This window comes from Janthinobacterium sp. GW823-FHT06H09 (assembly GCF_058794735.1).
The window spans coordinates 68,522-89,470 of sequence record NZ_JBXAHC010000014.1 but is presented as its reverse complement, the minus strand read 5'-3'; the positions used below and the strand labels follow the sequence as shown (position 1 = coordinate 89,470).

Here is a 20,949-nt window from a genome sequence, read left to right as displayed (position 1 = left end):
TGGCGTGCCACCTATTCTGGGTTGGCACTCCACTTACAACGCAAACGGAACCCTCATGACGACGTCCACCACCACCTTGCCCGGCATCCTGTTCGTCTGGACCAGCGCCGACCCGGAACACGAGCTTGATTTCAACCGCTGGTATGACCGCGAGCACGTGGAAGAGCGCGTGCGCATTCCCGGCTTCGTCAGCGGCACGCGCTACCAGAGCGTGCGCGGTCCGCGCAAATACCTGGGCCTGTACCGCACCGTGTCGCTCGCCGCCTTCCAGACGCCCGACTACTTCAAGGCCTTCGGCCAGCAGACGCCATGGTCGCTGACGAACTTGCAGCGCATGGTCGACCCGATGCGCCGTGTATGTGCCATCGAGGCGGAAACGGGCATGGGCACGGGCGCCTGGCTGGCCGTGCTGCGTCTGGGCGCGCCAGCCATCGGCCAGGACGCGCAAGCCGTGGCCGGCTTGGCCACGCTGGGAGCGACGCTGCTGCAGATCGACGGCGTCATTGCCACGCGCTTGCTCACGCCCGACGCCAATCTGTCCGGCCCCCTGCCGGAGGAACGGACGGAGGGCCGCGTGCTCGATCCGATCTTCCTGATCGACGCATCGTCCGAAAGTGCCGCCGTGGCGGCCGCCGATGCCGCCAGCGCGGCGCTGGGGCTCGACGGGGAACAGGCAGCCATCCTGCAACTGTCCTGGCAGCTGCGCGAGGCGGACCTGCACGCTGCCTGACGCGCCGCAAGCGCATCTTGCCGGCACTGATAACACGAGACACGGGCCACGGCGCAGGGCAAAGCATCCTGCGCCGGGCCTGCAATAAAACTGACGAGAGAGGTAGGCTATGACCACATATACGAACGCCGCGCATCCGGCAGCCCAGGCACCGGGCGAGAAGGCCACGACGGCCAAGACGGGCCGCCTGGCCACGGCCAGCATGGTCGGCACGACCCTGGAATGGTATGACTTCACCGTCTACAACACCATGGCCGCGCTGATCTTCAATCACCTGTTCTTCCCTTCCTTCGATCCGCTGACGGGCACCATCCTGGCCTTTTCCACGTATGCCGTCGGCTATATCTCGCGTCCGATCGGCGGCGTGATCTTCGGCCACCTGGGCGACAAGCTGGGACGCCGCTGGGTGCTCGTGGTGACCCTGATGCTGATGGGCGTGACGACGGGCCTGATGGGCCTCTTGCCCACGTACGCGACGGCCGGCATCTGGAGCCCCGTCCTGCTGGTGGCGCTGCGTTTCGTGCAGGGCATCGCTTTGGGCGGCGAATGGGCCGGTGCCGTGCTGATCTCCGTCGAACACGGTGCGCCGGACAAGCGTGGCCGCAACGCCTCGTGGACGCAGGTGGGGCCGTCGTTCGGCACCTTGCTGGCAACGGGCTGCATCGGCCTGATCACCTATCTGCTGCCGCATGAAGCGTTCATGGACTGGGGCTGGCGCATGCCGTTCATCGCCAGCCTGCTGCTGGTGGCGTTTGGCATGTGGATACGCAGCGGCATCGAGGAAACACCGCTGTTCAAGGAACTCGACCAGCAGGATGCCAAGGCGGAAGCGCCGATCGGCGACGTGCTGCGCCTCTACTGGCGCCGTCTGCTGATCGCCGGCGGCGTGCGCATCGGCTCGGACGTGCTGTATGCGCTGGTGGTGGTGTTCACCCTGACGTATGTGACGACGGTGCTGCATCTGTCATCGACCCTGGCGCTCACCGCCATCATGATCGGCACGGCTTGCAATGCGCTGTCGGTGCCGCTGTTTGGCGCGCTGTCGGACAAGATCGGCCGCCGCCCCGTGTATGCGCTGGGCGCAGCGCTGGGTCTCGTGTGGGCGTTTGCCTTCTTCACCTTGTTAGACACGGCCAGCCCGGCCGCCATCGTCACGGCCGTCGTCGTGGGCCTGGTCATCCACGCCATCATGTACGGCCCGCAAGCGGCCTTCGTCATCGAGCAATTCCCGACCAAGGTGCGCTATGCGGGTTCCTCGCTGGCCTATACCCTGGCCGGCGTCATCGGCGGCGGCTTCGCGCCGCTCGTCATCGCCAGCCTGTATCGCTCGTACAACAGCACCATGGCCGTCTCGCTGTACGTGGCGGCGGCCTTGCTGATCACCGGCGCGGCAGTGTTTGCCGCACGCGAAACGGGCCGCGGCCCCCTGGAGGAATAAAATCATGACGACATTGCATTTTCAACTGGCCGGCCACGGCCCCGTCACCTTCGACATCGATAACTTGATCATCGCCGGCTGGACGGGCCGCGACATGGCGATGGTGGAACACCACATCGCCGAGCTTGAAGCGATCGGCGTGGCGCGCCCGAAAAGCGTGCCCACGTTTTACCGCGTGGCGGCGGCGCTGCTGTCGAGCGACGCGGCCATCGAAGTGCCGGGCGGCGACTCGTCGGGCGAAGCGGAATTCGTGCTGTTTTCCACGGAATACGGCCTGCTGGTGGGCATCGGTTCCGACCACACGGACCGCAAGGTGGAGAGCTACGGCGTGACGGTATCGAAGCAGATGTGCGGCAAGCCCGTGGGCGACACCCTGTGGCGTTATGCCGACGTGGCCGGCCACTGGGACCAGCTGCAGATGCGCTCCTGGCGCGAACGCGCCGGTGTGCCGGCCCTGTACCAGGACGGCCCCGTGACGCGCATGCTGTCGCCGGAAGACCTGATTTTGCGCTACACGGGGCAAGCGACGCTGCCGGTGGGCAGCGCCATGTTCTGCGGCACGCAGCCGATCATCGGCGAGATGGGCCATGGCGACGCGTTTGAGCTGGAGCTGTATGATCCAGCCTTGCAGCGCCGCCTGCAGCACCGCTATGCCGTGCAAACCCTGCCCGTGGAAGGATAAGAGAATGACCGAACTGACCAAGACCATCCGCGAACTGGCGGCCGACCTGGCCGCTGGCCGCATCACCAGCGTGGCACTGACGGAGCGGATGCTGGCGCGCGCCGAGGCGCACCGGGCGCAGGGCGGCCATGCCTATGTCAGCCTTGATGGCGAACAGGCCCTGGCCGAGGCCCGTGCCAGCGATGCGGCGCGCGCCGCCGGCATCATTGCCTCGCCGCTGGCCGGCATCCCCATTTCGATCAAGGACCTGTTCGACGTCAAGGGGCAAACCAGCAGTGCCGCCTCGCTGGCGCTGGCCGACGCGCCGCCCGCCGTGGCCGATGCGCTTGCCGTGGCGCGCCTGCGCGCAGCCGGCGCCGTTCTGCTGGGCCGCACCAACATGAGCGAATTCGCGTTTTCCGGCCTGGGCTTGAATCCCCATTACGGCACGCCGCGCAATCCGCACGACGGCGCGCGAGTGGCCGGCGGCTCCACCTCGGGCGGCGCCGTCACCGTGGCCTTGGACATGGCGGCCGGCGCGCTGGGCACGGATACGGGCGGCTCGATCCGCATTCCATCGGCTTTTTGCGGCCTGACGGGCTTCAAACCGACGGCGGCGACTGTGCCGCTGGCAGGCACGGTGCCCTTGTCGCGCTCCCTCGATTCGGCCGGCCCCATCGCCCGCAGCGTCGATTGCTGCGCCATTTTGTATGCAGCGCTGTCGGGCCATGATATCGGCGCGCAGGCGCCGGCACTGAAAGGCTTGCGCTTCGGCTTTACCCTGGACTACGTCGGTACGCACGTGGCGCCGCAGGTGCAGCAGGCTTTCGACGCCGCGCTGGACAAGCTGCGGCAAGCCGGCGCCCTGGTGGAACAGTTCGATTTTCCCGAATTGCTGGCGCTGCCGACGATTAATGGCGGTGGCGGCCTGGTGGCGGCGGAAGCGTGGCACTGGCACAGGGCGTTACTGGAAGAGAAGGGCGCGCAGTATGACCAGCGCGTGGCGGCGCGCATCCGCCGCGGCCAGCAGCAGGGCGCGTTTGACTACATCGACCTGCTCGATGCGCGCGCGCGCCTGATCGCCATCGCCCGGCGGCGCCTGGCGCCGTTCGATGCCTGGCTGATGCCCAGCGTGGCCATTCTGGCGCCGCAGGTCGCGCCGCTGGAAGCAGATGACGCCACCTTCTTTGCCACGAACGGCCTGGTGCTGCGCAACGCCAGCGTGATCAACTTCCTCGACGGCTGCGCGCTGTCGCTGCCTTGCCATGCCGACGGCGAGCTGCCCGTGGGGCTGGGCATCTGCGGCCTGGCCGGCGCCGACGATACGGTGTTGCAGATCGGCCGCGCCGTGGAGGCGTTGTTGCGGGGGAGTGGAAAAGAATAGTGCCGTAGTGCAGGAAAATGCCAATTCTGTCATGATGGCTGGCATTGACATGGGATAGTCGCGCTGCGGGCGCCGGCAAACTTCACACTGTGCACCGATACGACCTGATTAGCTGTCATGACTGCGGCGTGCTGTACCGCAAACGTCCGCTGCGTCCCCGCGAAAAGGCGCGCTGCATCCGTTGCCGCTCGGTGCTGTACCGCGGCGCCCACGCGCGCGGCGCATCGGCCGAATTGAGCAAGGTGGTGGCGCTCACCCTGGGCGCCGCCTTTGTCTTCCTGATTGCCCAGTTTTTCCCTATCGTCGAACTCGACGTCAATGGCCTCACTTCCAGTGCCACCTTGCTCGGCTCCATCCGCGTGCTGTGGTACGAGCAGATGCACATCGTGGCGACGATGGTCTTCCTGTTTACCATCCTCTTTCCCGCCATCGAACTCGGTTCGCTGCTGTATGTGGCGCTGGGCTTGCGCGGCGGCGTCAAGGTGCCCGGATTTAACCGCGTGCTGCGCGCCGTGCAGACGGCGCGCGAATGGGGCATGACGGAGGTGCTGATGATCGGCATCCTGATCACCGTTGTCAAGATGACCAGCCTGGCCACGGTGCTGCCGCAACCGGGCTTGTTCGCGTTTGGCGCGCTCACCGTGCTGCTGGCCATCGTCGTCTCGTTCGACCCCAAGGCCCTGTGGAACCTGGGCGACGACCTGACCCGGCAAGCGCTGCCCGGCATCCGCTACAAGGCTTTCGCGCCCGGTGAAAAGGTGGTGCCCTGCCATGCCTGCGGCCTGGTGGCGCCGCCCGTGGGCACGGGCAGGCACCTGGCGTGCGTGCGCTGCGGCACGGCCCTGCACGTGCGCAAGCCGGACAGCATCAACCGCACCTGGGCCTTGCTGATCGCCGCCATGATCCTCTACATTCCCGCCAACCTGCTGCCCGTGATGGTGACGCAATCGCTGTTCGGCGCGCAGGACGACACCATCATGAGCGGCGTCGTGCTGTTCTGGACCAGCGGCTCGAAGGGCCTGGCCATCATCATTTTCATCGCCAGCGTGGTCGTGCCCATGCTCAAGCTGGGCGTGCTGGCGCTGCTGGCGTTTACGGCGCAGCGGCGTTCGCGCTGGCGGCCGCGCCAGCGCACCATCTTGTACCGCATGGTCGAATTCATCGGCCGCTGGTCCATGCTCGACATCTTTGTCGTCACCCTGACGGTGGCGCTGGTGCGCTTCAAGTCGCTGGCCGTGATCACGGCGGGACCCGGCGCGCTGGCCTTCGGCGCCGTGGTGGTGCTGACCATGCTGGCGGCGATGCAGTTCGACCCGCGCCTGATCTGGGACCCCGTCGACGGGCAGGTGCCTGGCGAGGAAGAACCCGTGGTGGTGGCAAATACCGGAAACAATACAGTGATTGGAGAACAGCATGTCTGACAAAGAAGCGGGCGGCCTTGCCGAAACGGGTGGCCAGGGCGTCCCCCCGTTGCCGGAACCCGATGTGGAACAGGGCAGCCGCTGGCTGCCGTCGCTGGTATGGCTCATTCCGCTGCTGGCAGCGCTGATCGGCGCCGGCCTGGCCGCCAAGTCCATCCTCGACCAGGGACCCACGGTGACGGTCAGCTTCAAGAGCGCCGAAGGCCTGGAGCCGGGCAAGACCAAGGTCAAGTACAAGGATGTCGACATCGGCCAGGTGCGCGCCATCACCCTGGGCGACGACTTGAGCAAGGTACTCGTGACGATCGACATGAGCAAGGAAGCGCGCCGTTTCGCCACCGCCGATTCGCGCTTCTGGGTGGTGCGCCCGCAGATCGGCGCCAGCGGCGTGACGGGCCTGGGCACCTTGCTGTCGGGCGCCTACATCGGCGTCGACACGGGCAAGTCGGAGCAGAAGAAGGAGAGCTTCATCGGCATGGAGAGTCCGCCCGCCGTGGCAGGGGACCAGAAGGGCAAGCTGTACACCCTGCATGCGGACAGCCTCGGCTCCGTCGACGTGGGCTCGCCCCTGTTCTTCCACCGCCTGAGGGTGGGCAAGGTGGTCAGCTTCGCGCTGGACAAGGATGGCAACGGCATCACCATGTCGGTCTTCGTGAATGCGCCGTACGACCAGTTCGTCGGCAAGGATGCGCGCTGGTGGCATGCCAGCGGCGTTGACGTGCGCCTCGATTCCAACGGCTTCAAATTGAATACGCAATCGCTGGCTGCCATGCTGGTGGGCGGCATCGCCTTCGAGGCGGAAAACGGCCGCAAGCCCGTCGAACCGGCGCCGGCCGGCACCAATTACCGCCTGGCGGCCGACGAGGCGAGCGCCATGCGCGAGCCCGATGGCGAGGCGATCACCACCGTGTTCTATTTCGACCAATCGCTGCGCGGCTTGCAGCCTGGCGCCACGGTCGATTTCCGCGGCATCGTGCTGGGCGAGGTGCGTTCGGTCGGCATCGAGTTCGATCCCGTGAAGAAGAACTTCCGCATGCCCGTCACCGTCAACCTGTACCCGGCCCGCCTGGGCATGCGCTTCAAGGCCGCCGTCGACGATGAGGAAGGCTCGGCCGGCCACCAGCTGCTCGAACGCATGGTCAGCCGCGGCTTGCGCGCGCAGCTACGCACGGGCAACCTGCTGACCAGCCAGTTGTATATCGCGCTGGACTTCTTCCCGAAAGCGCCGAAGGTGGCGCTCGATCCGAACAGGTATCCGCTGGAAGTGCCGACCGTGCCGAACACCCTCGATGAATTGCAGACGCAGATCGCCAGCATCGCCCGCAAGCTCGATCAGGTACCGTATGCGGAGATCGGCAACAACCTGAACGCCACGATCAAGCAGGCCAATACCCTGTTCAAGCAGCTCGATGGCCAGGTGGTGCCGGAAATGCGCGATACCCTGACGGCGGCGAAACAGACGTTCGGCACGGCCGAACAGGTGCTGCAAAAGGATTCGCCGCTGCAGTCGGACGTGCGCCAGGCCCTGCAGCAGCTGACGCAGACCCTGCAATCGCTCAATGCCCTGTCGGATTACCTGGAACGCCATCCCGAGTCCCTGATCCGCGGTAAAAAAGGAGATGAAAAAAAATGATGAAGCCGATGTTTTCCGCGCTGCTGGCGGCCAGCCTGCTGGGCGCCTGCTCCACGCCCCAGCCCGAGCATTTCTATACGCTGAGCGGCGGCGCCGACGCGCAGCCGGCCAAGCCCGTGAAATACTATGTCGAGGTGCTGGCCGTCAGCGTGCCGCAGCAGGTGAGCCGCAACCAGTTTGTCGTGACGGCGCCGTCGGGCCGCATCGAATTGCTGGAGCAGCAGCGCTGGGCGGGGCCGCTGGCCGGCGAGATCGGACAGGCCCTGTCGACGGCCGTGACGAACGACCTGGGCGCCATCGACGTGTTCCGCACGCCGCATCCGGACAATCTGCCCGTGTACCGCATCAGCACCAATGTGCAGCGTTTCGAGTCCGTGATGGGCCAGTATGCGCTGATCGATGCCGTGTGGAGCGTGCGCCAGCTGGCCAGCGGCAAGGTGGTCACTTGCCGTACGATCGCCAATGAAAAGGTGGGCGCCGGCTATGATGAACTGGTGCTCGGTCACCGCCGCGCCGTGAACCGCATCGCCGCCGATGCGGCCAGCGTCGTGCGTGCTTTTGACAACGGCAGCGCCGCCTGCCCGGCCGCCTGAGCCCCTTTCCGCTACCCAGTCCCGGCGGCCGCTGGTAAAATGCGGCCATGGGAATGACCTTGTTCACGCGCCGCTTTGCCGCCTGGATCGCCTGTTTCGCGATCCTGCTGGCGGCGCTCGCGCCATCGATTTCCCGGGCCGTCGCCAACGCCAAGCAGGAATCCGGCTCCGGCTGGGCGGAAATCTGCTCGGTGGCCGGCATCCGTTTTGTGCAGCTTGATCAGGCCGATGACGGCGCCGCCGATGGCAAGTCCGGCGGCAAGGCCATGCAGATGGAGCATTGCGCCTTCTGTTCCACGCATGCGGGTTCCGTCGGCTTGCCGCCGGCCAGTCCAGTGCTGCCGCTGCTTGTGGCCAGCGGCACGGCCATCTTCCCGGCCCTGTACTACCAGTCCCCATCCCCGCTGTTCATCTGGTCCACCGCGCAGTCGCGCGCGCCGCCCGGTCTCATTTAAGTTTTTGCATTTTCAATGCTGGCGCTGTCCACCTTGCGGTGTGACGCCCCGCATCCGCACACTTAAACGAGAATCACATGAACAAGAAATTATTGATGCTGGCGGCAGCCATTGCCCTGGCCTATCCCTGCGCGCAGGCGCAGCAACTTGACCACGCCATCGACACGGTCGTCGTTTCCGGCTCGCGCGCGCAATCGTGGCTGTCCGAGACGCCGCAGGCGATCGGCGTCGTCAATGCCAAAACGCTGGAGCGCGACAAGCCCAGGACCATGGGCGATATCCTCAACCGCATCGCCGGCGTGTACTGGAATGACCTGGGCAACGAGCAGCACAGCATGAGCATCCGCCAGCCCATCGGCACGAATGCCGTCTACCAGTACCTGGAAGACGGCATACCCATCCGCCCGCTGGGCGTCTTCAACCACAACTCGCTCAACGAGATGAACATGGCGGGCGCCAGCGGCGTGGAAGTGGTGAAGGGCGCCGCCTCGTCGCTGTACGGCAGCAATGCCGTGGGCGGTGCCGTGAATTTCCTCACGGCCGGCGCCAGCGCCACGCCGACGGCAAGCGCGGGCGTGCGGCGCGACAACGTGGGCGGTTTCACCCGCTACGACACGGCCGCCAGCGATACCTGGGGGCCGCTGGGACTGCGCTTTTCCCATTACAGTTCGCGCCGTTCGCGCGACAACTGGCAAGAGTACAGCTATGGCGACAAGGATTCGTTCTCACTGCGCGCCGACTATGCGCTCGGCCCTGCCTCGCAGCTGCGCGCCACCCTCGTGCATACGGATCTCGATGCGGCCATGACGGGCAGCCTGTTCGAGAACGATTACCGCAGCAATCCCGGCAAGAGTCTCAATACATTCACCTACCGCAAGGACAAGACCACGCGCATGAACCTGGCGTGGGAGGGCGCGACGACAGCCAATGGCACGAGCACCGTCACGGTGTTTACGCGCAAGAACGACCATGGGCAGCTTCCCGCGTATTCCATCGGCAGCTGCGCGGGCATGCTGTGCAAGGGCGTCATCAACAACAACCATGTCGATTCGCTGGGGCTGGACGTGAAACACCAGCAGGAATTCGCGTGGCTGCGTTCGCGCCTGGTCGCCGGCGTGTACGTGGACAAGAGCGACAATCCCTTTGTCAGCGACAATCTCTCCATCGTGCGCGATGCGGCCACGGGCCGCTATCTGCGCTACACCCTGGCCAATGCCAGCAACCCGCAGGGCGTGCGCGACTACCAGACGGACATCTTGAACACGGCCGTCTTCGCGCAGTGGGAATTTTCTCCGCTGGCGGGCACGCGCGTGGTGCTGGGTGGACGCTCGGACGCCATCCGCTACGACTATCATAACAATCTGGCGCCCGGCGGCAGCGTCAACTACGGCGCGCCCGACGAGTCGCGCAGTTTTTCCCATGTGAGCCCGAAGCTGGGCGCCACCTACGCCATCGGCCATGCGGGCAGCGCATATGCCAACGTCAGCCAGGGCTTTACCCCGCCCGAAGTGAGCCAGCTGTATGGCAAGACGGGCATCGCCGACCTGCAGCCGTCCGTCTACAACAACTATGAACTGGGCTTGCGCTGGGCCTTTTTGCAGGGCCGATTGAAACTCGACACGGCACTGTACCGGCTCGACGGGCGCGACACCATCGTCAGCTACACGCTCTCGCCGGGCAACAGCGAAAACCGCAATGCGGGCCGCACGCGCAGCGAAGGGCTGGAGCTGGGTTTGAACTACGACAGCGGGTCGTTCGACGCGCGCTTCGCCACGGCCATCGCGCGCCACCGCTACCTGCGCTACCAGGTCTCCAGTACCCTCGATTACAGCGGCCGCATCATGCCGCAGGCGCCGCGCGACATCACCTCGTTCGAGATCGGCTACAAGCCCGTGACGGGCGCGCGTATCGCGCTCGAAGCCGTGCATCAGGGCCGCTACTGGATGAACAACGCCAACACGCTGGAGTATGGCGGCCACGCGCTGCTGAACCTGCGTGCCAGCTACCGGCTCGCGCGCGGTCTGGAAGCGTGGGCGCAGGTGCGCAATGTGGCCGATAAGCGCTATGCCGATTCGGCCAGCAGCAGCTATGCGGGCACGGGCAGCTATGCGCCGAACAGCCAGAACCAGTACACGCCCGGTGCGCCGCGCAGCGTGATGCTGGGCCTGGCCTATACCTATGACGGACTGTGAGGATGGCCATGGACGACGCAACTTTTCTTGTGGCACGGCGCAAAAGCCTGTACTGGCGCATCCACTTCTGGGCCGCGCTGATCGCCTCGCCGTTTGCGCTGGTGGCCACCCTGACGGGCATTTTGTATGTGTTCACGCCGCAGATCGAGGCGCGGCTGTACCAGCACCTCGACCATGTGGCGCCGCAAGCGTCCATGCTGCCGCTGGACGCCGCCGTGGCGGCAGCGGAGCGGGCGGCCCCGCATGGCTGGACGGTGCAGCACGTGGTGCCGCCATTCCAGCAGGACGACGCGGTGCAGGTGGCGTTCGCGCCGCCCGGCGGCGCGCCCGATGAACATGCGGGCCATGGAGGACATGCCGCACCGGTCAAGCCGAAGTTCGGCCTGCCCGCGCAAGCCGTGATCGTCTACGTGAATCCGTATGACGCGCGCGTGCTGGGCAGCCTGGCCAGCAGCGAACGTTTCGGCAACTGGGCGAAAAAGCTGCATTCGCGCCTGCTGCAAAACGATGGCTGGCGCTGGATGATCGAGCTGGCCGCCAGCTGGCTGACGGTGATGCTGGTGACGGGCGTGGTGCTGTGGTGGCCGCGCGGCGCGCAATCGGGCTTGCCGAAGCGGGGCGCGCAGGGCCGCAACGGCTGGCGCCAGTGGCATGCTTTTCTCGGCGTGGCGCTCGGCATCGTCAGTGTCGTGATCCTGACGACAGGATTGACGTGGAGCCAGCAGGCGGGCGGGCGCATCCGCACGCTGCGCGACGTCAGCGGCCAGGCGCCGCCGCCCGTGCCGCGCGGCCTGCACTCAAGCGAAGAGGGCGCTCCGCTCGACTGGCAGGATGCGTGGCAAGTGGCGCGCAGTCACGCGCCCGCCATCGCCGTGCAGCTGACGGCGCCGGCCAGTCAGGACGATGTGTGGCGCGCCACCATGGCCGACCGCAGCCAGCCCACCTTGCGCTTCGACCTGCAATTCGACGCCTACAGCGGCAAGCCTTTGTACTATGCGGGCTGGGACGCGCAGACGGCGTTCGGCAAGGCCACCGCCATCGGCATCCCGTTCCACCGCGGTGAATTCGGCTGGTGGAACCAGGCCTTGCTGCTGCTGTTCGGCGCCAGCGTGCTGTTTTCGCTGGTGTCGGGCTGGGTGATGTTCTTCAAGCGGCGCCTGCCGGGCTCGCTGGGCTTGCCCAAGCTGCTGCCGGGCGCCTGGACCTCGCCGTCCGCGCTGGCCTGGCTGGTGGCGGCCGGCATGTGCGCGCTGATGCCGCTGCTGCTCGTGTCGGGCGGCATGCTGGTGCTGCTGGAATTGGGGCTGGCAAAATGTGGGCCGCGTGTCGGCCGCATGTGGCTGCGCTAGAATAAGGGATGCGGCCAGGCTCGTTGCCAAGGGCCGCGCCTTTGTAATGGCTGAACCATGGTATTCATCGATTTTCCCGCCTTGTCCGCACTGGCCGCCGCGTCGGCCGGTGTCACGCAAAAATGCAGCTGCTGCACCGTTCCGCTCGATGCCTGGCAGCGGCTGCCCACGTCGCTGGAACTTGACCGTTTCGAGGAGGTCGGCACCCTGCGCGCAGATCCGTACGAGGAACCGACGTTTGACGAGTACCACCCGCACGGCACGCGCTACGACAGCGTCGACGCGCCCATCGCGCCGCGCTTTTATCCCGCGAACCTGAGCCAGGTGGCCCGCTGCCTGAACTGCGGCCGCCACTACCTGCGCTACAACGAGGCGGGCGGCTATTTCACGGAGCTGCGCATCCGCGCGCTGCGCCCGGCATTGCTGGCCGATGCACCGCTGTCAAAGTGAGCGCTACAGGCTTTCCTTGACGTGCGCGATGCCGTGTTCATCGTAGATCGAGTACACGGCAGCGAGAAGGTTTTCCAGTTCCGGCGAGCGGTCCATATGCCGCATGCTGAATAAAATGGGCGAGAACGCATGCTTGTCGTCCAGCTTGCGGTACACGACGTTTCGGTGATGCATGGCCTGCACGCTTTCCGGCACGATGGAAATGCCCTGGCCGGCCGCCACCAGTCCCATGGAAATCTGCAGCTCGCGCACTTCCGTGACGGGACCGGGTGTGACATTGCCTTCGCTGAACATGGCCAGCACCTGGTCGGCAAAGCTGGGGCGCGGCGCTTTCGGATACACGAGCAGGGTCTCGTGGATCAGGTCTGTCAGGCGCAAGCCGCCTTCCCCCTTGGCCAGCCGGTGGCCGGGCGGCAGGGCCACCACGAGCCGCTCTTCGCGCAGCAGGATGCGGCGGATGCTGGGGTCTTCGCTTTTCAAGCGTCCGAAACCCACGTCGATGCGGCCTTCCTTCAGGGCCTTCAACTGCTGCACCGTCGTCATTTCATGCAGGGTCACGTCGACCTCGGGATGGCGTTCGCAAAAGCGGTGCACGATGTCGGGCAATTCCCCATACAGCGTCGAGGCGACGAAGCCGATCGACAGGGTGCGTTCCAGCTTGCCCACGCGCTGCGTCATCGCCTGCAGGTCGCGCACCTGGTCGAGCAGGGGGCGCGCATGGGCGAGGAAAAACTCGCCCGCTTCCGTCAGCCGCAAGGGCCGCGACCCTTTTTCGATCAGCGCCACGCCCAAGGTTTCTTCCAGCTGCTGCATCTGCCGGCTCAGCGGCGGCTGCGCGATATGCAGGCGCGCGGCGGCCCGAGTGAAGTTCCTTTCCTCTGCGACCGCAACGAAGTAGCGCAAGTGCCGTAATTCCATCTTCATACCTTTCAGGTATAGGTTTGATACCAACTCGGTGTTGGACGCGGGGGCATTCGGGGAATATCGTGTCACCACTCCACAGAATTATACGGAATAAATATGATTCAAAATATCGAGACCTACCTGGTCGATGTGCCAACCATTCGCCCGCACCGGATGTCCGTCGCCACCATGAATACGCAAACCCTGGTGCTGGTGAGGCTGCGCTGCGCCGACGGCATCACGGGCTGGGGCGAGGCCACCACCATCGGCGGCTTGAGCTACGGCGGCGAAAGCCCGGAAAGCATCAAGACGAATATCGATACCTATATCGCCCCGCTGCTGGTCGGCATGGAAGCGAGCGAAGTGGCCAAGGCCATGGCCCTGGTGCGCAAGGTCATCCAGGGCAACCGCTTCGCCAAGTGCGCGATCGAGACGGCGCTGCTCGATGCGCAGGCGCGCCGCCTGAACGTGCCGCTGTCGGAATTGCTGGGCGGCCGCGTGCGCGATGCGCTGCCCGTGGCCTGGGTGCTGGCCAGCGGCGACACGGCGCGCGATATCGCCGAAGGGGAAAAGATGCTGGACCTGCGCCGCCACCGCATCTTCAAGCTGAAGATCGGCCTGCGCGACGTGATGGACGACGTGGCCCACGTGCTGGAGATCAAGCGGACGCTGGGCGAACGGGCCAGCGTGCGGGTCGACGTCAACCAGGCCTGGAGCGAGACGGACGCCGTGCGCGGCATCGCCGCGCTGGAAGCGGGCGGCATCGACCTGATCGAACAACCGGTGAAGGCGGGCAACCGTGCCGCGCTGGCGCGCCTGAAGCGGCGCTTCGATGTGGCCATTATGGCCGACGAAGCCTTGCACGGCCCCGCCGATGCGCTGGCGCTGGCGCAGGCCGATGCGGCCGACGTGTTTGCCGTCAAAATCACCCAGTCGGGCGGCTTGCTGCCCGCGCTGGAAGTGGCCACCGTGGCGCGCCTGGCCGGCGTCGGCCTGTACGGCGGCACCATGCTCGAAGGCGGCGTCGGCACGGCCGCCACGGCCCACGTGTGCTCGACGTTTGCCGAACTGGCCTGGGGCACGGAATTGTTCGGGCCTTTGCTGCTGACGCAGGAAGTCTTGCGCGAACCGCTCGTGTACCGCGACTTCATGCTGCAGGTGCCGACGGGCCCGGGTTTGGGCGTCGAGATCGACCTGGACAAGCTGCGTTCCATGCAACGCCAATAAGGAGAAACCATGTTATTCCATGTACGCATGAACGTGAACCTGCCGTTGAACATGCCCGCCGAGCAGGCGGCGCAGCTCAAGCAAACGGAAAAGGAACTGGCGCAGCGCCTGCAGCACGAGGGCAAATGGCGCCACCTGTGGCGCATCGCCGGCCAGTACGCCAACGTCAGCGTCTTCGACGTGGACAGCGTGGACGAGCTGCATAATTTGCTCACTTCGCTGCCGCTGTTCCCCTACATGCAGATCGACGTGATGCCGTTGTGCCGCCATCCTTCGTCGGTGCGCGGCGACGATTCCTGAGGAGACATGCAATGACGCAGATAGGCAACGACACTGCCGGGAAAACGTGCGAGGTCGACGGTATCGGCCTGCATTACCGCACGGATGGCGAGCGCGGCAAGCCCTGCCTCGTCCTGTCGAATTCCCTCGGCACGGATCTGTCCATGTGGGATGCGCAGGCGGCCGCGCTGGCGGGCGACTTTTTTGTCGTGCGTTACGATACGCGCGGCCATGGCCAGTCCGCCAGCGCCGGCGCGCCGTTCGGCATCGAGCGCCTGGGCCTGGACGTGGTGGCGCTGCTCGACCACCTCGATATCGCGCGCGCCGCCTTCTGCGGCATTTCCATGGGCGGCTTGATTGGCCAGTGGCTGGGCATACACCAGCCGCGGCGCTTGACGCAGCTGGTGCTGGCAAATACGGCGGCGCGCATCGGCGGCGCCGCGCCGTGGCAGCTGCGGGCGGAACAGGTGCGCCGCGACGGCATGGCCGCGGTGGCCGATGGCGCCGCCGCGCGCTGGTTCACGCCCCAGTTTATCGCGCGTGAAGCGGACACGGTGGCGCGCCTGGTGGCCACCTTGCGCAGCCAGGATGCCGGTGGCTACGCGGCCTGCTGCGACGTGCTGGCCCAGACGGACTTGCACGCCGGCGTCGGCACGATCAGCGTGCCCACCCTGATCATCGCGGGCGAGCACGATCCCGTGACCACACTCGACGACGGGCGCTGGCTGCAGCGGCAGATCGCGGGTGCCCGCCTGGCAAGCGTGCCCGCCTCGCATATCTCGAACGTCGAAGCGGCGGACTTGTTCACGGCGCAGTTGCGGACCTTTTTGTTGTGAGGCTTGCTGTACCGTATAGGTATGGCAGGAATTTGACTTTCCCCTGAGCACCGCCACCGGCTCGTCCGGCATGCGGCAGGGGAAGCTTTCTTGAAAAATAATAATAAGAAAAGCAGACTTGGAGTAGACGGATGGAAAACAGATTGATCATCATCGCTGCGATCACGGTGGGCTATTTCGCCCTCATGTCGTACATTACCTACAGCGTGCGCAAGCATGCCAACAGCGCCGAGGGCATGACGGCGGGCGGGCGCAATTATCCCGCTTACCTGATCGGCGCGCTGTTATTGTCGGAATTCATCGGCAGTTCGGTCAGCATCGGCACGGCCCAGAAGGGCTATGAACTGGGCATTTCCGCCGCCTGGAATCTGGTGGCGCTGTCGCTGGGCTTCTTGCTGCTGGCCATCGTGCTGGTCAAGAAATACAAGGAAAGCGGGCAGTCGACGATTTCCGGCATCCTGGCGCAAACGTACGGCGAACCCGTGCGCTATGCGGCGTCCATCCTCACCATCGTCGCGCTGAGCATCGTCGCCGTGGCCCTGTATGCGAGCGGCGGCGCCGTGCTGGCGGCCGTGCTGCACATCAACAAAACGGTGGCCATCTTGCTGGTCGGCGCCATCACCGTGATCTATGTCAGCCTGGGCGGCATGCGCTCGGTCGTGTACACGAACTTTGCCCACTCCATCGTCAAGTACCTGGGCGTGATCCTGGCGCTCGCGTATGCGCTGGAAGCCTCCGGCGGCATCGGTGCGCTGCAGGCGCAGCTGCCCGCCAAGATGTTCAACTGGGTCGAGATCGGCTGGGGCCAGATCATCGCCTGGATGATCGGCGGCATCGGTTCCATCTTCGCCACGCAATACGTGATCCAGGCCCTGGTCAGCACGGACAACCCTGCCGTGGCCAAGCGCGCCTGTTATTACGTGTCCTCGCTGATGATCCCGTTCGGCCTGATGGCGGCCCTGATCGGCATGTGCAGCGCCGTGCTGTATCCGGGCATGAAGTCGATCGACGCGTTTCCGACATTGATCGCCCACATGCCCGCGTTTTCCGCCAGCATCATGATCGTCGGCCTGGCCGGCGCCCTGTTCGGCGGCATTTCCGCCACCACCCTGGCATCGGCTACCCTGGCCATGAAGGATTTTTATGATCCCTGGTACAACAAGGCGAAGAATGACGCGAAATCGCTGATGTTCCTGCGCATCGCCATCGTCGTGGCCGGCCTGCTGCCGCTGGTGCTGGCGCTGTATGCGGAAAAACTGCTGATGATCGCCTTCCTCGGCAAGGCCCTGCGCGCCACCCTGGCCGTGCTGGTGCTGATGGCCTTCTATGCGCCGAAATTCGGCACGCCGCGCGGCGCCTTCGTCGGCGTGATCGTTTCCGTGATCGCCACCATCGGCTGGTTCCTGGCGGGCAATCCGTATGGCGTCGACAGTTCCTACCTGGCGCTGGCCGGCCCGCTGCTGACCATGGGCATCAGCCACCTGTTCAAGCCGGCGCACGCTGTGGCGAAGCCGGCATCGTCGTCGCGCCTCTAGGTCAGACCAGTCCTGTCATGTAATAGATGGCAATGACGAGGAACACGGCCACCGTTTTGATGACGGTGATGCCGAAAATATCGCGGTAGGACTGGCGGTGCGTGAGGCCCGTGACGGCCAGCAGGGTGATCACGGCGCCATTGTGCGGCAGGGTATCCATGCCGCCGCTGGCCATGGCCACCACGCGGTGCATGACTTCGAGCGGGATATGCGCCTGTTGCGCGGCCTGGATAAAACTGTCCGACATGGCGGCCAGCGCAATGCTCATGCCGCCCGATGCCGAGCCCGTGATGCCGGCCAGGGTCGTGACGGAGACGGCCGCGTTGACGAGGGGATCGGGTACGCTGCGCAAGGTGTTGCTGACGGCAAGAAAGCCGGGCAGGGCGGCGATGACGCCGCCAAAGCCGTATTCGGACGCCGTATTCATGGCCGCCAGCAGGGCGCCGCCCACGGCCGCCTTGGTGCCTTCGGCAAAAGCGGCGCGGATACGCCCGAAGGCCGTCACGCACACGAGCAAAATCCCCAGCAACAAGGCGCCTTCCACGGCCCAGATACCGGTCACGGAAGCGATCGACGTGGACACGGGCGCATGCAGGCCCGGCAGGGCCTCGGCGGTGAGCACGTAGCTGGCGCCATACCAGTGGGGAATCAGCTTGGTCAGCGCAAAGTTGGCCACGCCCACCAGTACCAGAGGTGCCACCGACAGCAGCGGATGGGGCAAGTCGCCCGCGTCGGCCGTGGCCTTTTCGGCCTCGGCCCCATACCCTTCGCCCGTCGCCATGACGGAACGGCGGCGCCATTCCAGGAAGGCCAGCCCCATGATCACCGTCAGCACGGCGCCGATGGTGCCCAGCCATGGCGCGGCCCAGCCGGTCGTGTTGAAAAAAGTGGTGGGGATGATGTTCTGGATTTGCGGCGTGCCCGGTAAGGTGTCCATGGTGAACGAAAACGCGCCCAAGGCGATGGCGCCCGGCATCAGCCGCTTGGGGATATTGCTCTGGCGGTACAGTTCCGCCGCAAACGGATACACGGCAAACACCACCACGAACAGCGACACGCCGCCATAAGTGAGTGCGGCGCACACGGCGACGATCACGGCATTCGCTCGCGCGCTGCCGATGTAGCGGATGGCGGCCATGACGATGGACTGGGAAAAACCGGACAGCTCGATGAGTTTACCGAACACGGCACCGAGCAAAAAGACGGGGAAATACAGCTTGATGAAGCCCACCATCTTGTCCATGAAGATGCCGCTGAAGACGGCCGGCACGGCGGACGGATCGGTGAGCAATACGGCACCGAGCGCGGCGACGGGCGCAAACAGGATCACGCTGTAGCCGCGGTAGGCGGCCAGCATCAGGAAGGCCAGTGCGGCCAGAACTATCAGGAAAGACATCGGTCAGGCCCTTGCGCGAGAAGTGAACAGGACATTAATGATGTAATTAATATCATATTTCTCGGCAACACACCAACGCGCAGGTCAAGGTACGGGCAGCTTAAGCCGGCACAGCAAGGGGAAACGGCTGGTCGGGGTGAGAGGATTCGAACCTCCGGCCTCTGCGTCCCGAACGCAGCGCTCTACCAGGCTGAGCCACACCCCGCTTTCCTTCATTACAGCAGATGGCGGGGCGGGTTTCAAGCGGCTGCGTCAAGGGCTATTTCTTTTCCTGCTGTGCCTTGTTGATGTCCGCTTCGCTGACTTTTTTCGCCGGCGCATTCGTTGCCGGCGAAGCAGGGGCCTTGCGCGTGGCATTGGCTTGCGCCATGACGGCGGCGCAATCCGTGTCGGGGGCTTTGTCGACGTTGACCAGCGGCAGCAGGGCGGCCAGCGGGGTGACGACGGTGGCCAGGGCCACGGCGGCGCCGGCCTTTAATGCCAGCGGGCCTTTTTGCGGGCCCACGTCCGGGTTCTTGAACGTGCCTTTCGCATACAGCGGCGTGCGCAGGGTGATGATGCGCGCGCCCTTGGTGCGGGGGCGCACGTCGAGGTCCAGGGTTTCTGTTGCCAGGTTGACGTTGCCCGTGATATTCACCACGGCCGTGTCCGTATCGAGCACGAAGCGGCGCACGTCGGCCTGGCCATTCGTGACGGCGAAATCGCTGGCCAGGCAGTTCAGATGGACTTGCTTGTCGCCGAAGATCTTCACGAAGACGGCGTTGGCCAGGTTCAGGCCGGCCAGTTCCAGCATGAACTGGCTGACGGAGCCTTCGCTGACGGTGGCCGCCAGTTCGCCATTCGCGCTGGCCAGCATGGCGGAAACGGAGTTGCCGTGGCCCGTCAGCGCCGCATCGCCATACACTTCACCGAAGCTCGCCTGCATCGATTGCAGCTTGGGAAACAGTTCGCGAATCTTGAGGTGGCGCGCCGCCACCTTGGCTTGCGCGGCGATGGTTTTTTGACGGCCGTCGAGCGTGATGTTCGAGGTGATGTCGCCGCCGGCCATGCCGAAATTGAGCGGTGTCAAACTCAGCACCTTGTCTTTCATCTGGATGGTGGCGACGATATCGTTGAGCGGGATATCGTGCGTGCGCACCAGTTTCTTGCCCGTGAATTTCACGTCGGCGTCGAGCGCATCCCATTTCGCCGTATTGAACTGTTCCACCGGCAAGGCTTTATTGTCGGGCTGCACGGGCGTCTTGCCGCGCGCCTGTTTCTTGGCATTGCTGTCGGCGCCGATGGCGGGGCCCAGGTCTTCCAGGCGCAGCTGCTGCGACGTCACTTCACCGCGCAGCAAAGGGCGGGGCCGGCGCGGCAGGTATTGCAAGGTGCCGGCCAGGTCGCTCTGTCCCACCGTGCCCTTGAAGTTCTGGTAGGTCCAGTTCCAGCTGGCACCGTCCTTCTTGCCCAGCAGGCGGCCTTTGGTGGCGTAGTCCGGCGTTTCCGGCAGCAGCACGCCCGTCAGCGGATACAGATCGGCCATGCTGGCGCCTGCCAGGCTCAGCTGCAAATCGATGCCGGACAGCGAGCGCGGGTCCGTCAGGGTGCCATCGATGCTGGCCTTGTTCTTGCCCAGTACGGCATGCGCCTGCACGGGATACACGGTGTTATTGTCGGTCAATGACAGCACGGCGCCCGCCTTGCCGCCGCCCGTCACGGGCGCCTTGCGGTAGCTGCCACCCAGGGTAAAGGCGATGCCGTATTTCTGCACGGGGACGTTGCCCTGCGCGTCGCCCGGCGTGGCGTCGGGCGCCGTCGAGCTGACCTTGGCTTGCACGTCGAGCGCGATGCCTTCGTCCAGGTAGCGGATGGCGCCGTCGGCGAAGGCCATGCGCTGGATTTCCACGTCCCATGCCGAAGGACCGTTATCCTTCAAGGTCCAGCTGTTGCTGCCGTCGGCGCGCCGCTGCAAGGCGATATTGGGTGCGTCGAGCGCCAGGTCTGTCAGCACCACGCGGTGCTGCAACAGGGGCAAGGGATGGATGGCCAGGTCGATGCGTTTCGCGCTGGCCAGTTGCGGGCCGGCTGTCGCCCAGTCCGGGTTGCTCATGCGCACATCGTGGGCGCTGATGACAGGCCGCGGCACGTAGCGGCGCCAGCCCGGTTCCGTTTTCAGGCCTTGCTTCCATGTCACCTGCAGGTCGCCGCCGATGACGAAGCTGCGGCCCGTGCTTTCCGACACTTTTTCGTTGATGTAGGGACGGGCGCGGTTCCAGTCGAAGGTCAGCATGAAGATGACCACGATGGCGATGAGGGCAAGCAGGGCGGCCAGACTCCAGCCGAGGATGTTGAGCGGGGTTGAGCGTGTCATGGGAATGCCGATCGCAATGATTTTTCATCAAGGTAGACCGATAGGCCAGGACAGTCGGTGCGCTGGGTTACGTAAGACGCCGCGCTTGAAATGATTCAATAATTCGACTATTAT

At 65.2% G+C, this 20,949-nt stretch carries 18 protein-coding genes and 1 tRNA gene; 15 read left to right on the top strand and 4 right to left on the bottom strand.

Annotation, left to right across the window (positions count from 1 at the left end):
* The first annotated feature begins 55 nt into the window (after positions 1 to 55).
* The 11 genes from AC1Q6X_RS22395 to AC1Q6X_RS22345 all read left to right on the top strand — a co-directional run bounded on the left by AC1Q6X_RS22395 (position 56) and on the right by AC1Q6X_RS22345 (position 12,306).
* A complete protein-coding gene (locus AC1Q6X_RS22395; protein WP_492498423.1) occupies positions 56 to 730 on the top strand; it encodes a hypothetical protein in 675 nt (224 codons plus the stop codon).
* A gap of 109 nt (positions 731 to 839) precedes the next feature.
* Complete coding sequence (locus tag AC1Q6X_RS22390) at positions 840 to 2,168, top strand: MFS transporter (protein WP_492498422.1); 1,329 nt, start codon at positions 840 to 842, stop codon at positions 2,166 to 2,168.
* Positions 2,169 to 2,172: 4 nt separating this feature from the next.
* Positions 2,173 to 2,850: a DUF2848 domain-containing protein gene (locus AC1Q6X_RS22385; protein WP_492498421.1), complete on the top strand. Its 678-nt coding sequence runs from the start codon at positions 2,173 to 2,175 to the stop codon at positions 2,848 to 2,850.
* Between the two features lie 4 nt (positions 2,851 to 2,854).
* Positions 2,855 to 4,213 carry an amidase gene (locus AC1Q6X_RS22380; protein WP_492498420.1) on the top strand — a complete coding sequence of 453 codons (1,359 nt, stop codon included), beginning with the start codon at positions 2,855 to 2,857 and terminating at the stop codon, positions 4,211 to 4,213.
* A 128-nt stretch (positions 4,214 to 4,341) separates the two neighbouring features.
* Positions 4,342 to 5,634 carry a paraquat-inducible protein A gene (locus tag AC1Q6X_RS22375; protein ID WP_492498419.1) on the top strand — a complete coding sequence of 431 codons (1,293 nt, stop codon included), beginning with the start codon at positions 4,342 to 4,344 and terminating at the stop codon, positions 5,632 to 5,634.
* Positions 5,627 to 7,267, top strand: a complete 1,641-nt coding sequence (locus tag AC1Q6X_RS22370) for a PqiB family protein (RefSeq protein ID WP_492498418.1) — start codon at positions 5,627 to 5,629, stop codon at positions 7,265 to 7,267. The genes AC1Q6X_RS22375 and AC1Q6X_RS22370 overlap by 8 nt, the downstream gene beginning before the upstream one ends.
* A complete protein-coding gene (locus AC1Q6X_RS22365) occupies positions 7,264 to 7,860 on the top strand; it encodes a PqiC family protein (RefSeq protein WP_070312761.1) in 597 nt (198 codons plus the stop codon). Before AC1Q6X_RS22370 ends, AC1Q6X_RS22365 begins: the two co-directional genes overlap by 4 nt.
* A gap of 47 nt (positions 7,861 to 7,907) precedes the next feature.
* Positions 7,908 to 8,315: a DUF2946 domain-containing protein gene (locus AC1Q6X_RS22360; protein WP_227742105.1), complete on the top strand. Its 408-nt coding sequence runs from the start codon at positions 7,908 to 7,910 to the stop codon at positions 8,313 to 8,315.
* Positions 8,316 to 8,392: 77 nt separating this feature from the next.
* Positions 8,393 to 10,507, top strand: coding sequence for a TonB-dependent receptor family protein (locus AC1Q6X_RS22355; RefSeq protein WP_492498417.1), 2,115 nt, complete (start codon positions 8,393 to 8,395; stop codon positions 10,505 to 10,507).
* Positions 10,508 to 10,515: 8 nt separating this feature from the next.
* Positions 10,516 to 11,856 carry a PepSY-associated TM helix domain-containing protein gene (locus AC1Q6X_RS22350; protein WP_492498416.1) on the top strand — a complete coding sequence of 447 codons (1,341 nt, stop codon included), beginning with the start codon at positions 10,516 to 10,518 and terminating at the stop codon, positions 11,854 to 11,856.
* A 57-nt stretch (positions 11,857 to 11,913) separates the two neighbouring features.
* Positions 11,914 to 12,306 (top strand): hypothetical protein, encoded by a 393-nt coding sequence (locus AC1Q6X_RS22345; protein WP_492498415.1) that lies wholly within the window; start codon positions 11,914 to 11,916, stop codon positions 12,304 to 12,306.
* 3 nt (positions 12,307 to 12,309) lie between these two features.
* On the opposite strand, the gene AC1Q6X_RS22340 is transcribed toward AC1Q6X_RS22345, so the two are convergent.
* Positions 12,310 to 13,224 (bottom strand): LysR family transcriptional regulator, encoded by a 915-nt coding sequence (locus AC1Q6X_RS22340; RefSeq protein ID WP_070291203.1) that lies wholly within the window; start codon positions 13,222 to 13,224, stop codon positions 12,310 to 12,312.
* 102 nt (positions 13,225 to 13,326) lie between these two features.
* Between AC1Q6X_RS22340 and AC1Q6X_RS22335 the strand changes: the two genes are divergently transcribed.
* From AC1Q6X_RS22335 to AC1Q6X_RS22320, 4 genes are all read left to right on the top strand, one after another.
* On the top strand, positions 13,327 to 14,436 hold the full coding sequence (locus AC1Q6X_RS22335) for a muconate/chloromuconate family cycloisomerase (protein ID WP_492498414.1): 1,110 nt from the start codon (positions 13,327 to 13,329) through the stop codon (positions 14,434 to 14,436).
* A gap of 9 nt (positions 14,437 to 14,445) precedes the next feature.
* Positions 14,446 to 14,736: a muconolactone Delta-isomerase gene (catC, locus tag AC1Q6X_RS22330; RefSeq protein WP_070291119.1), complete on the top strand. Its 291-nt coding sequence runs from the start codon at positions 14,446 to 14,448 to the stop codon at positions 14,734 to 14,736.
* A gap of 11 nt (positions 14,737 to 14,747) precedes the next feature.
* Positions 14,748 to 15,551, top strand: coding sequence for a 3-oxoadipate enol-lactonase (pcaD, locus tag AC1Q6X_RS22325; RefSeq protein ID WP_492498413.1), 804 nt, complete (start codon positions 14,748 to 14,750; stop codon positions 15,549 to 15,551).
* 131 nt (positions 15,552 to 15,682) lie between these two features.
* The gene (locus tag AC1Q6X_RS22320) at positions 15,683 to 17,086 is read left to right on the top strand and encodes a sodium:solute symporter family protein (protein ID WP_070219286.1); all 1,404 of its coding nucleotides are present in this window, start codon (positions 15,683 to 15,685) and stop codon (positions 17,084 to 17,086) included.
* 1 nt (position 17,087) lies between these two features.
* On the opposite strand, the gene AC1Q6X_RS22315 is transcribed toward AC1Q6X_RS22320, so the two are convergent.
* The 3 genes from AC1Q6X_RS22315 to AC1Q6X_RS22305 all read right to left on the bottom strand — a co-directional run bounded on the left by AC1Q6X_RS22315 (position 17,088) and on the right by AC1Q6X_RS22305 (position 20,835).
* Positions 17,088 to 18,482 carry a GntP family permease gene (locus tag AC1Q6X_RS22315; protein ID WP_492498412.1) on the bottom strand — a complete coding sequence of 465 codons (1,395 nt, stop codon included), beginning with the start codon at positions 18,480 to 18,482 and terminating at the stop codon, positions 17,088 to 17,090.
* A 128-nt stretch (positions 18,483 to 18,610) separates the two neighbouring features.
* Positions 18,611 to 18,687, bottom strand: a tRNA-Pro gene (locus AC1Q6X_RS22310).
* 54 nt (positions 18,688 to 18,741) lie between these two features.
* A complete protein-coding gene (locus AC1Q6X_RS22305) occupies positions 18,742 to 20,835 on the bottom strand; it encodes an AsmA family protein (RefSeq protein ID WP_492498411.1) in 2,094 nt (697 codons plus the stop codon).
* Positions 20,836 to 20,949 lie beyond the last annotated feature (114 nt).

What these genes read in the sequence shown, in the direction of transcription:
- AC1Q6X_RS22305 (WP_492498411.1), bottom strand. Translation starts at nt 20,835, where the DNA reads ATGACACGCTCAACCCCGCTCAACATCCTCGGCTGGAGTCTGGCCGCC.
- AC1Q6X_RS22395 (WP_492498423.1), top strand. Translation starts at nt 56, where the DNA reads ATGACGACGTCCACCACCACCTTGCCCGGCATCCTGTTCGTCTGGACC.
- AC1Q6X_RS22385 (WP_492498421.1), top strand. Translation starts at nt 2,173, where the DNA reads ATGACGACATTGCATTTTCAACTGGCCGGCCACGGCCCCGTCACCTTC.
- AC1Q6X_RS22370 (WP_492498418.1), top strand. Translation starts at nt 5,627, where the DNA reads ATGTCTGACAAAGAAGCGGGCGGCCTTGCCGAAACGGGTGGCCAGGGC.
- pcaD (WP_492498413.1), top strand. Translation starts at nt 14,748, where the DNA reads ATGACGCAGATAGGCAACGACACTGCCGGGAAAACGTGCGAGGTCGAC.
- AC1Q6X_RS22340 (WP_070291203.1), bottom strand. Translation starts at nt 13,224, where the DNA reads ATGGAATTACGGCACTTGCGCTACTTCGTTGCGGTCGCAGAGGAAAGG.
- AC1Q6X_RS22390 (WP_492498422.1), top strand. Translation starts at nt 840, where the DNA reads ATGACCACATATACGAACGCCGCGCATCCGGCAGCCCAGGCACCGGGC.
- AC1Q6X_RS22380 (WP_492498420.1), top strand. Translation starts at nt 2,855, where the DNA reads ATGACCGAACTGACCAAGACCATCCGCGAACTGGCGGCCGACCTGGCC.
- AC1Q6X_RS22335 (WP_492498414.1), top strand. Translation starts at nt 13,327, where the DNA reads ATGATTCAAAATATCGAGACCTACCTGGTCGATGTGCCAACCATTCGC.
- AC1Q6X_RS22350 (WP_492498416.1), top strand. Translation starts at nt 10,516, where the DNA reads ATGGACGACGCAACTTTTCTTGTGGCACGGCGCAAAAGCCTGTACTGG.
- AC1Q6X_RS22315 (WP_492498412.1), bottom strand. Translation starts at nt 18,482, where the DNA reads ATGTCTTTCCTGATAGTTCTGGCCGCACTGGCCTTCCTGATGCTGGCC.
- AC1Q6X_RS22320 (WP_070219286.1), top strand. Translation starts at nt 15,683, where the DNA reads ATGGAAAACAGATTGATCATCATCGCTGCGATCACGGTGGGCTATTTC.
- catC (WP_070291119.1), top strand. Translation starts at nt 14,446, where the DNA reads ATGTTATTCCATGTACGCATGAACGTGAACCTGCCGTTGAACATGCCC.
- AC1Q6X_RS22365 (WP_070312761.1), top strand. Translation starts at nt 7,264, where the DNA reads ATGATGAAGCCGATGTTTTCCGCGCTGCTGGCGGCCAGCCTGCTGGGC.
- AC1Q6X_RS22360 (WP_227742105.1), top strand. Translation starts at nt 7,908, where the DNA reads ATGGGAATGACCTTGTTCACGCGCCGCTTTGCCGCCTGGATCGCCTGT.
- AC1Q6X_RS22355 (WP_492498417.1), top strand. Translation starts at nt 8,393, where the DNA reads ATGAACAAGAAATTATTGATGCTGGCGGCAGCCATTGCCCTGGCCTAT.
- AC1Q6X_RS22345 (WP_492498415.1), top strand. Translation starts at nt 11,914, where the DNA reads ATGGTATTCATCGATTTTCCCGCCTTGTCCGCACTGGCCGCCGCGTCG.